The organism is Burkholderia sp. 4M9327F10 (assembly GCF_005503145.1).
In the GTDB taxonomy this organism is placed as follows: domain Bacteria; phylum Pseudomonadota; class Gammaproteobacteria; order Burkholderiales; family Burkholderiaceae; genus Paraburkholderia.
Genome location: NZ_SCNV01000011.1, coordinates 156,794 through 168,114, shown reverse-complemented (window position 1 = coordinate 168,114; position 11,321 = coordinate 156,794). Strand labels below are relative to the sequence as shown.

The 11,321-nt window shown below is 65.7% G+C and carries 12 protein-coding genes; 3 read left to right on the top strand and 9 right to left on the bottom strand.

Annotated elements, in window-relative coordinates; all coding sequences use genetic code 11:
* Positions 1–186 precede the first annotated feature (186 nt).
* The 3 genes from FFS45_RS13810 to FFS45_RS13800 form a co-directional block, all read right to left on the bottom strand.
* Complete coding sequence (locus FFS45_RS13810) at positions 187–1,101, bottom strand: MerR family transcriptional regulator (RefSeq protein WP_137955204.1); 915 nt, start codon at positions 1,099–1,101, stop codon at positions 187–189.
* Positions 1,102–1,110: 9 nt separating this feature from the next.
* Positions 1,111–1,686: a GNAT family N-acetyltransferase gene (locus tag FFS45_RS13805; RefSeq protein WP_137955203.1), complete on the bottom strand. Its 576-nt coding sequence runs from the start codon at positions 1,684–1,686 to the stop codon at positions 1,111–1,113.
* 147 nt (positions 1,687–1,833) lie between these two features.
* Positions 1,834–2,730: a LysR family transcriptional regulator gene (locus FFS45_RS13800; RefSeq protein ID WP_137955202.1), complete on the bottom strand. Its 897-nt coding sequence runs from the start codon at positions 2,728–2,730 to the stop codon at positions 1,834–1,836.
* Between the two features lie 90 nt (positions 2,731–2,820).
* Here FFS45_RS13800 and FFS45_RS13795 point away from each other — a divergent pair, with 90 nt between their 5' ends.
* Positions 2,821–3,810: a quinone oxidoreductase gene (locus FFS45_RS13795; protein WP_137955201.1), complete on the top strand. Its 990-nt coding sequence runs from the start codon at positions 2,821–2,823 to the stop codon at positions 3,808–3,810.
* Positions 3,811–3,889: 79 nt separating this feature from the next.
* On the opposite strand, the gene FFS45_RS13790 is transcribed toward FFS45_RS13795, so the two are convergent.
* The 6 genes from FFS45_RS13790 to FFS45_RS13765 all read right to left on the bottom strand — a co-directional run bounded on the left by FFS45_RS13790 (position 3,890) and on the right by FFS45_RS13765 (position 8,167).
* Complete coding sequence (locus tag FFS45_RS13790) at positions 3,890–4,147, bottom strand: hypothetical protein (RefSeq protein WP_137955200.1); 258 nt, start codon at positions 4,145–4,147, stop codon at positions 3,890–3,892.
* A gap of 72 nt (positions 4,148–4,219) precedes the next feature.
* Positions 4,220–4,804: a peroxidase-related enzyme gene (locus FFS45_RS13785; RefSeq protein ID WP_137955199.1), complete on the bottom strand. Its 585-nt coding sequence runs from the start codon at positions 4,802–4,804 to the stop codon at positions 4,220–4,222.
* The gene (locus FFS45_RS13780) at positions 4,801–5,373 is read right to left on the bottom strand and encodes a CMD domain protein (protein WP_137955198.1); all 573 of its coding nucleotides are present in this window, start codon (positions 5,371–5,373) and stop codon (positions 4,801–4,803) included. Before FFS45_RS13780 ends, FFS45_RS13785 begins: the two co-directional genes overlap by 4 nt.
* Positions 5,374–5,442: 69 nt before the next feature.
* Positions 5,443–6,912 carry an NAD(P)/FAD-dependent oxidoreductase gene (locus tag FFS45_RS13775; RefSeq protein WP_137955197.1) on the bottom strand — a complete coding sequence of 490 codons (1,470 nt, stop codon included), beginning with the start codon at positions 6,910–6,912 and terminating at the stop codon, positions 5,443–5,445.
* Complete coding sequence (locus FFS45_RS13770) at positions 6,909–7,895, bottom strand: LysR family transcriptional regulator (protein WP_137955196.1); 987 nt, start codon at positions 7,893–7,895, stop codon at positions 6,909–6,911. The genes FFS45_RS13775 and FFS45_RS13770 overlap by 4 nt, the downstream gene beginning before the upstream one ends.
* A gap of 53 nt (positions 7,896–7,948) precedes the next feature.
* Positions 7,949–8,167, bottom strand: a complete 219-nt coding sequence (locus tag FFS45_RS13765; RefSeq protein ID WP_137955195.1) for a hypothetical protein — start codon at positions 8,165–8,167, stop codon at positions 7,949–7,951.
* Positions 8,168–8,245: 78 nt separating this feature from the next.
* Between FFS45_RS13765 and FFS45_RS13760 the strand changes: the two genes are divergently transcribed.
* Together FFS45_RS13760 and FFS45_RS13755 are read left to right on the top strand one after the other, a co-directional pair.
* Positions 8,246–9,451 carry an ABC transporter substrate-binding protein gene (locus FFS45_RS13760; RefSeq protein ID WP_137955194.1) on the top strand — a complete coding sequence of 402 codons (1,206 nt, stop codon included), beginning with the start codon at positions 8,246–8,248 and terminating at the stop codon, positions 9,449–9,451.
* A gap of 37 nt (positions 9,452–9,488) precedes the next feature.
* Entirely contained in the window at positions 9,489–11,312 is a 1,824-nt protein-coding gene (locus tag FFS45_RS13755; RefSeq protein WP_137955193.1) for an ABC transporter permease, read from the top strand.
* The last annotated feature ends 9 nt before the right edge of the window (positions 11,313–11,321 follow it).

The following is an 11,321-nucleotide window of genomic DNA, read 5'->3' as shown; positions in this document are numbered from 1 at the left end:
AAATCTCCATGCGTACGTGCGGTCGATGCCGCAGCCGTGCTCACCTCATTGTCCGCCGGTGCGGCGTAAAGGAAGTTGCTGCTGCGGTCAAAGGATCGTCGCATGGACGTGCCGCAGCGCAAACCAAGCAATGGAGATTTGGATATGACGGACATGCGCGCAGCACCCGTCACGCAAGGCGCACGCTTACTTCTTCGTTTTGATTTTGTCCGCGGCGGCGAGCCGCGCGAGGCCGGCTCCGGCGCGGCCGGCGTCGGCCTGCCCGGCCTCAGGAGCAGACGGCGGCTCCGGCGCGGCGGGCGGCGTGCCGGCGTGCGTGCCGCCGAGCTTCCTTTCCATGATCGCCGCGACGCGGTCGCCCAGATAGTCGCCGGAGGCCTCTTCGAGCGCGCGGTTCATTTCGGTTTCGACCAGCACCATCGCCAGCGGCCGGATGCGCCAGATGGCGTCGGCGAGCGCCGGCACCTCGGCGGGCGGCGGCAGGGCGTCGGCCTCATAGCGGTCGAGCTGGCGCACCACCAGGTCGACCAGCGCCTTGGCGACCGCATTGAAATGCGGTCGCGAGATCCGCACGGCGTCCAGCAGGTCGTTGAGCGCAATGCCCTCGTTTGCCATGGTCGCAGCCGCCGATAGCGCAGTGGGGCTATTGGTGACGAACGACAGGCCCTTGCGTTCGAGCAGGCCAAGCTCGACCGCCTTGGATAGCGCACCGGGCGAAGCCTTGTTGCCGAACATCTGCAGCAATTCAACCAGCGAATATCGGGTCGGACGCTCGTGCGACCAGCGGCTGCCGATCGCCGTTTCCAGACCGAGAATCGAGCGCAGGTCGTGACCTTCGTCAACCGCCATGATCAGGTCCTGGATGTTGGCGAGCGTGTAGCCGCGCGCGAGCAGGTGGTTGATGAGCTTCAGGCGCGACACGTGAGTGTCGTCGTACACGCCGACCCGGCCGCGCTTCTCCGGCGGCGCGAGCAGGCCGCGGTCCTGATAGGCGCGCACGTTGCGCACGGTGCTGTCCGTCACCCGCGCGAGCTCGTCGACGGTGTATTCGTTGCGCGGCTCAGGAGGCGCGGGGGAGGCAGGGGGGAGCGTTTTCGGCATGGGGGGATTTTAACGCGACGGCAGGGCCGCATCCCCGACGCCTAGCGTGCGCTGCATCAGCGTGGTATCGAGCCAGCGCCCGTGCTTGAAGCCGACCGCCTTCAGCGTGCCGACCAGCTCGAAGCCGAGGCTGCGATGCAGCGATAGCGAGCCGCCGCTGCCGCCGTCCGCGATCACCGCCACCATCTGCCGCCACGGGCCCGTTTCGCAGCGGGCGATCAGCGCTTCGAGCAGGATCCGGCCAAGGCCGCGGCCGCGAAACGCGTTGTCGATATAGATCGAATCCTCAATCGTATTGCGATAGGCGGCGCGCGGCCGGTATGGCGTGGCGTAGCAATAGCCCGCAATCGTGCCGTCGATCTCGGCAACCATGTACGGCAGGCCGTGGCTCAACACGGATGCGAGGCGCCCGCGCAGGTCGTCCACGGATGGCGGCGTCTCTTCGAAGGATGCGACACCGTGCAGCACGTGGTGCGCGTAGATGGCCTGGATGGCGGGCAAGTCGGCTTCGCTCGCGTCGCGCAGCAAGGGCGCGGCGGACGGTTCGATTGACGGATGGGTGCCGGTCGGTGTGACGCTGCTCATAGGTGTTCCTGTTGTTGCCCAAGGGTGCCCGGGGTGTCCGGGGTGTCCGGAGTTGCTCCGGAAACATTTCACTATGCCTTTGGTTCGCGTGGAATTGAAGCGGCTCAAAAATGGCGCGGGCGTATCCCCGCTATCACGCTGGCCGCGCTATATCGCATCGTCCGCATCGCGCACGGCCTCTGCCAGTGCCTCGGCCACCGCCTGCACGCGCGGCGAGCGCCGCACGTCCGGGTGCACCGCGAGCCAGATTTCGCGCTCCACGTCGCAGGCCGGCTGCGTGGCGATCTGCTGCAACGTGCTGCCGCCATTGACGATAAAGCGCGGCAGCAGTGCAACGCCCATGCCCGCCTGGCAGGCACGGTGGATCGAGACGAGATCGTTGGCGACCAGGGCAAACGGGCGGTCCTGCGCGAAGCTCACGAGCCATTGCTGTTGCGGCGCTTCCGCGAGCGTTTCGTTGTAGCCGATGAATTCCCATTGCTCGCAGGGCCGCGACGCCCATTCGGGGGTTCCGTACAAGGCAAAGCGCATCGTGCCGAGCCGTCGCGCTGCGAGCCCCGCTTCCTGAGGGCGCGACAGCCGTACCGAGAGGTCCGCTTCACGGCGAAACAGGTTGGCGGCTCGCGTTTCGCCCACCACGTCCAGCAAGACAGCCGGATAGTCGCGCCGGAACGTGGCGAGGCGCGGCACCAGAAAATGACTGCCGAACACCGGCGGCACCGACAGGCGCACCGTGCCGTGCAGCGTGAGCGCGCCACGTGCGGCCCGCGCGAAGCCGTGCGCCTCTTCTTCGATGCGCCCGGCGCGTTCCACCAGCGCGCTGCCTTCCTCGGTCAGCGGCCAGCCGCGCGGCAGGCGGTCGAACAGGCGCACGCCCAGCGCCTGCTCCATGGCGTCGATGCGCCGGGCCACGGTCGAATGCTGGACGCCCAGCGTGCGGGCCGCTTCGGACAGGCTGCCGCCGCGCGCCACCGAGAGGAAATAGCGGATGTCGTCCCACTGTAACGCGGCAACGGACTTCGGCAGATCGGTCGAATTTTGCACAGGAGTTGACGATGAATGGGGGATTCCATTCGATTATGCTCGAAACCTACACTCGCTTGTCAGCCATTAACGGAATGAGGGAGTGCAGCAATGAGACAGCAGAGCGCCTATCAGATCGGCATAGAAGCCTACGGCGACGCGAGTGCGCTGCGCGGCTTCGCGCAAGACGTGCCGCCGCCCGCAGCGGGGGAGGTGCAGATCAGGCAGACGGCGGTTGGCGTGAACTTCGTCGACATTTACTTTCGCACGGGGCTGCACCGTTTGCCGCAGTTGCCTGGCGTGCTGGGCGCCGAAGCGGCCGGCGTGGTGGCGGCGCTCGGCGCCGGGGTGAGCGGCTGGCAGATCGGCGAGCGGGTCGCCTATGCGGGGCTGCCGATGGGCAGCTACACGAACCTGCGCAACGTGCCTGCCCAACGGCTGCTGCGCCTGCCTGCCGGCGTGCCGGAAGAAACCGCGGCGGCCGCGCTGTTGCGCGGCGCGACCAGCTACATGCTGCTGCATCGCGTGCGGGAGATCAAACCGGGCGACACGGTGCTCGTCCATGCCGCAGCAGGCGGCCTCGGGCTGATTCTCGTGCAGTGGGCGAAGGCGCTGGGCGCGCGGGTGATCGGCACGGTCGGCACGCCCGCCAAGGCGGCGCTGGCGCGCGCGCATGGTCTCGATCAGGCGGTGCTGTATCGCGACGAGGATTTTGTCGAAGCGGCGCGCGAGTTCGGCGGCGGAGCAGGCGTCGATTTCGCCGTTGACGGCATCGGCGGCGCGACCTTGCGGCGCACGCTCGGTGCGGTGAAACCATTCGGCGTGGTGGCCAGCATCGGTGAGGCCGAGGGGGCGATCGAACCCATTACGCTGGACGAGATCGGGCCCGCCCGCTCGATCGCACTCGCGCGGCCCAGCGTGCTGGGGATGATGATGCGGGACATCGACGCCTATCGAGTGGCGGCGCAGCAGGTGTTCGCGCGGGTCGAGGCTGGCTTGCACGTCGAGGTGGGCGAGCGCTTGCCGCTCGACGACGCGCAGCAGGCGCACCGTCGGATGGAAACCGGGCAGACCACGGGATCAGTGATTCTGATTCCTTGAGTGACGTGCGCGGTGAGCGCAGGTTCGCCTCCGCGGCCACCGCGCACGTCTGCCGGGCACAGGCAGCAGCGTATCGGGCTCAGCTATGCGAATAGATGTCCGGATTGGACACGTGATGCGGCCGGCGTTTGTGATGCGTGGCCGCATGTGCCGGCCTGGTCCTGGACGGAGCCTGGGCGTGCTGCGGCTGGGCGCTTTGCGAGGAGCGCGCGTTTGCCCCATTCGCCGGATGCGGCGTGGTCTGGCCTTCGCCGAACGTAAAGGTCTGCGAGGTTTGCGCATGCGTGCCGACGGACAACAGCAGGGCCGCGCACCCCAGACAGGTTGAAAACTTCATGAATCCTCCTTCTGAACGAGCGCGTGAGCATACCGCAACGCGCGGGATAGCCGCGCGTTTTGCCTCGCGCCCTCAGCCGTCTTGCGCCGGAAACACCGGTTCGCCGAGCGTCAGCATCAGCCGGTTCGCCCACGCGAAAATCGCAATTGCATGCGTCAGGTCGAGAATCTCCGGCTCGCTGAGCCCATGCGCTGCGAGTTGCCTGATGGCCTCGGCATTCACGGCTTCGGGACGCTCGGCCAGCTCGATCGCATAGCTGATGATGGCTCGTTCACGCGCGGTTGTCCCGGCACTCGCGGGGTCCTCGAAAACCTGCTCGATGGCGTCCTTGCGCCTGGCCAGTTGTTCGAAACGTTGCGCATGCACCGACGCGCAATACACGCAGCCGTTGACACGCGAGACCACGGTGCTCGCCAGCTCGCGCTCCGCGCGCGGCAGACCGCCTGGCGCATACATGATGGCGTTGAAGACGCCGGAGCGTTGCCGCAGGATTTCGGCCTGCTGCACGAGCAACAGATAGTAGTCGGAGGTCTTCGCCTTCGGGTGGCTCTCTTCGAGGACGGCGACCTGCTCGGGCGTGGCTTCGTCAAGGCGTACCGTGTCGAGCCATGCGCTCCAGCCCAGCGTATCGAAGGTAAAACCGTGAGACTGGCTCATGCTGCCTCCTGAGGCGCCGGCGGGGTATATGCGTCGCGTAGCGCCTTAACGCCCGCAATGACACGCAATTGATAGGTGACGAACGCAATCAGCTGCGACAGCGCGACGATGCCGCGCGTCGAAATGCCGGCTTCTTCGAGGGCCCGCAGATGTTGTGGGCGCGCTTCGACGGGCGTCAGCGTGAGCAGCTTCACGTGCGCGAGGATTGCGATCAGACGGGCGTTGGCCGTAGCGTCGAGCGTGCCTGCTTCGATTGCGGCCAGTGTGTCCGCTAGCGGCGCAGTGCGGGTGCTCGAGCCGGCGCCCGCGGCGATCAGCCGCCCGGCGTAGGTATCGGCCAGTTCGTCAGCGCGTGACAGGCGCGCGACGTACCACGCGGCAAACAGGCGCTCACGCAACGACAGGTCCGGCAGTGCCGGGTCGAACAGCGCTTCTTCGCTGCGCTGGGTGTGGGTCACGACCTTGTCGCGGGCGTGCCGGATAGCGGTAATCGCATGATCGGCGCGCAGGCCGGCCAGCACGTCGATCGTGTCGTGCGAGGGCCTGGAGGAAGAGGAAAGCTCAGCCATGGCGGCTCCGTTTTGTTTCAATGGAAATTCAGGCGTGCGAAGCACAGTCCGCACATCCGCTGTGCAGACTCAATCCTGCTGATCCAGCGGCACCGCGGGATTCGATTCTGCAAACGGCGCTGCGTCAGCGTCAGTCCATTCGTCGCCTTGCAGTTCAGCGGTCGAAAAGGCGAGCAGCGCTTCGTAATGCCACTCGCGGTCCGCGTCGAACAGACGGCTGGCGATGCCACGCGCGAGACGCTGCGCGCCTTCGCTGATGGCCGGAATGTCGCCCGACAGCTTGCCGTGACTCAGGCTCGCCGCATGATTGAAGCAGTGAATCTGCGCAAGCGCGGCGCAGGTGCCGGGTTCGCGCTCCTGAAACACGTAGGCTGCCCCGAGGTCGGGCGACTCCGCGAGTTCGTCCATCGGCAACGCGGGATCGGCACGATAGCGGTCCTTCCAGCGGCGCACATACGAAGCGAAGGGGGCGAACTCGGGGCGCGTCGAGATATCCGAATGAAAGCCTGTCGCGAAGATCAGGAAGTCGAGGTTGTAGAGGCCTTTCGGCGTGGTCACTTCGAGCGTATCCGCGTGCTCTTTCAGGGCAACGATGGGACTGCCGAGGTGAAAGCGCGCGCTCTCATGGCGCGAAACACGCAGCACGCTGTCGCGCGGCGGCGGGGTTTGCGAGGCAAGCGAATAGTGCAGGAAGCGCCATTTCGTGGCGTCGTCGAGATCGGCGAAGCCGTGCACGAGCCCCGGACTGCCGATACCGGTCAGTTTGTTGATACGCGGAATGTCGTTGCGGCGGATAAACAGGTCGACGCTGGCCGCGCCTGTTTCCAGCGCCGTGGCCGCGTTGTCGAAGGCGGACGCCCCTGCGCCGACCACGCCGACGCGCTTGCCGCGTAGCGCCGCGAAATCGATGGCATCGGCGGAATGGGCCCGCAGGTGGGGCGCAACACGCTGCGCGAACGCAGGCACATAAGGGCCGCCCAGGCCGTCGCGGCCGGTGGCGAGTACCACATGCCGCGCCAGCACGGTGCGCTGCGTGCCCTGCGTGTTCAGATCGAGCGCGAGCAGGCCGTCGTCGCGGGGACGCAGCGCGACGAGTTCGGTGTGGTTTTGCACCGGCAACGCCAGCACCTTGCGATACCAGCGCAGATAGTCCATCCACTGCGTGCGGGGTATCTTGTAGAGCGCCTCCCATGCCGGGCGCCCGAATTGCGCCTCGTACCAGGCGCGGAACGTCAGCGCCGGCAGGCGCAGTGCAGGGCCGGTGAGCACCTTCGGCGAGCGCAGCGTTTCCATGCGCGCGTAGGTGACCCACGGACCTTCGCCGCCGGTCGGCGCACGGTCGAATATCTGCTGATTGTCGATGCCGAGCCAGCGCAGTTCCGCTGATGCGGTGAGGCCAGCCATGCCGCCGCCGATGATCGCGACGTCGAGAACACGCTCCGAGTCCACGAAACGCGGCGGCACCCATGACGCGGGCGGCAGTTCGAGCCAGCGCAGGTCTTCGCGCAGACGGTGTTCGAGAGCGTCGAGTGACGTCATGCAGGAATCTCCAGATTTTTCGGACGGGCGCGGGATACACGCAATTCGCGCTGCAGCAGCGCGTCGTGCTGGCCGGCGTCGTGCAGCACGACACCTTCGAGCAAGGCGAGCGTCGCGTCCTGAATGGCTTGCAACAGGGCGTCGACAGCCGGGCGGCGCGGCTTGCCCGCCGGCGTGACGGCGCCAAAGTAAAACGGAATCACGCTTTCGAGCGGACGGGCGACCACACCTTCGATGGCGAGTCCGAGACCCGTCGCCGGATCGACGATTGCGACACCTGTTCCCGCGCGGGCCGCCATCACGGCGTTCAACGATGCATTGGTTTCCAGAAACACCTCGGCCTGAATGCGCGCGGCGGCGAACGCGGCGTCGATCCGATGACGCAGACGGTAGCGATTCGCCACGGTCACGATGCGCCGTTGCGCCAGATCGCGCAGGGCAATGCGCGGTTGTGCCGCGAGCGGATCGTCCGCCGGAAATACCGCCACGCACGGCGCCTCGGCGATCCAGTGAACGTCGATCCCCGCGTGGCCGACGGGCAAGGTCACGAGGCCGATATCGGCGGTGCGCGTGAGCACTTCATGCACGATGTGCTCGGCCGAGAGACTGCGCAACTGAAACTGCGCAACCTTCTCGTCAGCGGGGACGGCGGCAATTGCGCCGGGCACGATCGCGGCAGCCAGCGCAGCCGTGGCGGCAATACGGACGGGTTCCGCTTCGCCTAGCCCAATCGCGCGAGCCCGTTGCTCGATGGTCTTCAGGCCGATCAGCGAGCGCTCCACCTCCTCGTACAGCAGAAAGGCGCGATGCGTCGGCGTGACACGCGGTCCGTTGCGGTTGAACAGCGCGTAGCCAAGATCCGCCTCCAGCTCCTGGATCTGCCGCGTGACCGCCGGTTGCGAACGCTCCAGCAAGCGGCCGGCACCGGTGATGCTGCCGGCCGACATGACCGCCGAAAACGCTTCGAGTTGATGTAGCTCCATGAGTCGCCCAAGCCATTCTGTTTGCGCATTGTAGGGGCGTCTGAATGCGTGATTTATATAATCAATTTCGATATCGACAGTGGAAAAAATGCGAAGCGAATCGCCGGGCGCTGCTGAAGCGGCGAGAATTTTTCCGCGCCACGGTTGCTCGTGTGCCAAAAAAATTGAGTCTTATCAATCGCTTGGGCAGGGCGACGTGGCGCCGGTTGTTGAATCACCTTGTCCTCCGCGTGCGACATGCCGGTCCCTTTGCCCTGCAACGTGATAACCATATTCCCAAAACTTCGTTGGTTCGCCGGAATTCAGCATGGTTTCATGGCCGCACTTTGAAGACGATCGCTGAGGGCACCATGAAGGACGTAAAAGAGCAGACGCGCAACACGTGGTTGCGTACGCTCAGGGCACTGCCGCTGATTGCTGCGGCATGGGGTATCACGGGTTTCGCGGCGAGTACCGCAGCGCACGCTGCCGAGGCAAGCGGCGAGCCGTATCTGGTCGGCGTGAGCGGTCCGCTGACGGGGCAGGACGGGCAATACGGCACGCAATGGAAGCGCGGTTTCGATCTCGCGCTGGAGCAGATCAACAGCCAGGGCGGCATCAAGGGCCGCCCGCTCGCGTATGACTTCGAGGATAGCCGCGGCGATCCGGGGCAAGCCGTTTCGATTGCGCAGAAGTTTGTCGGCGACTCGCGCATTCTGCTGGAACTGGGCGACCTGTCGAGCACCACCTCGATGGCCGCCTCGCCGATCTATCAGCGAGGCAAGCTCGTGCAATTCGGTTTCACCAACTCGCACCCTGACTTCACGAAGGGCGGCGACTATATGTGGAGCACGGCATTGAGCCAGGCCGAAGAGCAGCCGTTGCTCGCGCGCTATGCGACGAAGGATCTCGGCTTCAAGCGCATTGCGGTGCTGTATCTGAACACGGACTGGGGCCGTACCAGCAAGGACATTTTCGCCAAGGCCGCCGCCGAAAACGGCGCACAGGTCGTCGAGGCCGAAGGTTATCAGCCGAACGAAAAGGACTTCCGCGCCACGCTCGTGCGCGTGAACGAAGCGAAACCCGATTCGATCGTGCTGATTTCGTACTATGCGGACGGTGCGCAGATCGTGCGTCAGGCGCGCTCGTCCGGTTTGAACCAGCCGATTGCCGCGGTGGGCTCGATCTATTCGCCGAAATTCCTCGAACTAGGCGGGGAAGCGGTAAACGGTGTGTACACCGAATCGAATTTCTTCCCCGGTGACAAGCGTGCGCAAGTGCAGGACTTCGTGCAGCGCTACCGCGCGAAATATCATGCCGATCCCGACACGTTCGCGGCGCGCGCCTACGACGCCATGATCCTCTCGGCGGAACTGCTGCGCCGCTACGGCGTGACGCGCCAGGCGGTGCACGACGGGCTGAGCCAGATCCATGACGTGCCGAGCCTGATCTTCGGCCAGATGAAATTCGATCCGCAGACGCGCCGCGTGGCGGGGGCGACGAGCGTCTACCTGGTCGTCAAGGACAATCAGTTCACGCAGTGGGATGGCGTGAAGCCGGTCCTGGCATCGAAATAACGCCTGCATGGCTGCATGTTTCACCGGATGAATCGCTATGGCGTCCTGGCTTGACTACACGATCAACGGACTGATTGTCGGCAACATCTATGCGTTGCTGGCGGTCGGTCTGGCGTTGATCTTCGGCGTGTCGCATCTGATCAATTTTGCGCACGGCTCGGTGTATATGATCGGCGGCTTTATCGGCTGGCTGTGTCTCACGCACCTCGGCTTGCCCTTGCCGCTTGCCCTGCTGGTGGTGGCGGTGGGCTGCGCGCTGCTGGGGATCGTGATCGAGCGGATCGGTCTGCGGCCGCTGCAAGGCTCGGCGCGCATCGCGCCCTTGCTCGCCACTATCGGCATCAGCTTCGTGCTCGACCAGTCCGCGCAGTTGATCTTCGGCGCGGACCCGCGTGCCGTGCCGAGCACGCTGCCCGACTGGCACGTGAGTATCGGCGGCGCGACAATCGGTTCGCTGGACCTGCTGATCGCCGGCATCGGCATCAGCGCGGCAGCGGTGCTGTATGTATTCCTGCGTTTCACGCGGCTCGGCTGGGCCGTGCGCGCGACCGCACAGGATCGCGACGCCGCCCAGCAAATGGGCGTCAACGTGAATGGCGTGAACCAGGCGGTGTTTGCCATTGCCTGCGCGTTGGGTGGGGTGAGCGGCTTGCTGGTGGGCATGTACTACAACAGCATCGATCCGGCGATGGGTTTTCAGGCCACCCTCAAGGGCGTGGTCGCGCTGCTGATCGGCGGTCTTGGCAACGTGCCGGGGGCGATCGTGGGCAGCCTGTTGCTGGGTCTCGTCGAGAGCTACGGCGTGGCGATCTTCGGCACCAGCTATCGCGATCTGTTCGCGTTCGTCCTGCTGCTGGTGTTTCTGGTGTGGCGTCCCAATGGCCTCTTCAGCCGCAGCCGCCGTTTGCCGTCCGAGCCGTTGACCGGGACCTTCCTCGCGGCGGGGAAGGCGCTGCGGGTGCCACGCCCAGTCGCTGCGGCGCTCGCGCTGGTGGCGATTGTGCTGCCGTTTGCCGCGCCGTCGTCTTATCTCCTGCAAACCCTCACCAATGCCTGGTTGTACGGAATGCTGGCGCTGAGCCTGACGCTGGTGGCGGGAACCGTCGGGCAGATCTCGCTGGGCCACGCGGCGCTGCTGCTGATCGGTGCGTATGCTTCAGCCTTGCTGTCGCTGCACCTCGGTTGGTCGCCGGCTGTGACGATACTCTGCGCCGGGCTGATTACCGCTGCGCTCGGCACCTTGCTGGTGTATCCGGCGTTCCGCTTGCGCGGGCATTATGTGTCGATTGCGACGCTCGGGATCGGCGAGGTGGTGAGCCTTGTGATTCTCAACTGGGATAGCCTGACGCGCGGGCCGCTCGGCATCAGCGGCATTGCGCCGCTCTCGCTGTTCGGCTGGGCGCCCGATAGCGCACGCGCCGTCTACTGGTTTGCACTTGCGGTGCTGATCGTGCTCGCGCTGCTGCAGACGCGCCTGCTCGGCTCGCACCTGGGCCGCACGCTACGGGCGATCCGCGAAGACGAAGTGGCGGCGCGCTCGTACGGCATTCGCCCGAATCGCTACAAGGCCATGGCGTTCGCTTTCGGCGGCCTTGCCGCGGGCATCAGCGGCGGCATCTCCGCGCATCTGTACAGCTACATCAACAACACCACCTTCGACTCGCAAGTCTCCATTCTGGCGCTGACCATGGTGATTCTCGGTGGCCTCGGCAATGTGCTGGGCGGTATTGTCGGCGCGGTGGCGCTGATCGGGCTGCCGGAGATTTTCCGCTGGGCCGCGGACTACCGCATGCTGATTTACGGTGTCGTGCTGTTGCTGCTGGTGCGCTTCCGGCCGCAGGGCCTGCTCGGCACGGTATGACGGAGACGG

Bases quoted from the DNA above. Each gene is read 5' to 3' on its own strand.
- FFS45_RS13810 (WP_137955204.1), bottom strand. From the start codon at position 1,101: ATGCCGAAAACGCTCCCCCCTGCCTCCCCCGCGCCTCCTGAGCCGCGC.
- FFS45_RS13805 (WP_137955203.1), bottom strand. From the start codon at position 1,686: ATGAGCAGCGTCACACCGACCGGCACCCATCCGTCAATCGAACCGTCC.
- FFS45_RS13795 (WP_137955201.1), top strand. From the start codon at position 2,821: ATGAGACAGCAGAGCGCCTATCAGATCGGCATAGAAGCCTACGGCGAC.
- FFS45_RS13790 (WP_137955200.1), bottom strand. From the start codon at position 4,147: ATGAAGTTTTCAACCTGTCTGGGGTGCGCGGCCCTGCTGTTGTCCGTC.
- FFS45_RS13785 (WP_137955199.1), bottom strand. From the start codon at position 4,804: ATGAGCCAGTCTCACGGTTTTACCTTCGATACGCTGGGCTGGAGCGCA.
- FFS45_RS13780 (WP_137955198.1), bottom strand. From the start codon at position 5,373: ATGGCTGAGCTTTCCTCTTCCTCCAGGCCCTCGCACGACACGATCGAC.
- FFS45_RS13775 (WP_137955197.1), bottom strand. From the start codon at position 6,912: ATGACGTCACTCGACGCTCTCGAACACCGTCTGCGCGAAGACCTGCGC.
- FFS45_RS13770 (WP_137955196.1), bottom strand. From the start codon at position 7,895: ATGGAGCTACATCAACTCGAAGCGTTTTCGGCGGTCATGTCGGCCGGC.
- FFS45_RS13765 (WP_137955195.1), bottom strand. From the start codon at position 8,167: ATGGTTATCACGTTGCAGGGCAAAGGGACCGGCATGTCGCACGCGGAG.
- FFS45_RS13760 (WP_137955194.1), top strand. From the start codon at position 8,246: ATGAAGGACGTAAAAGAGCAGACGCGCAACACGTGGTTGCGTACGCTC.
- FFS45_RS13755 (WP_137955193.1), top strand. From the start codon at position 9,489: ATGGCGTCCTGGCTTGACTACACGATCAACGGACTGATTGTCGGCAAC.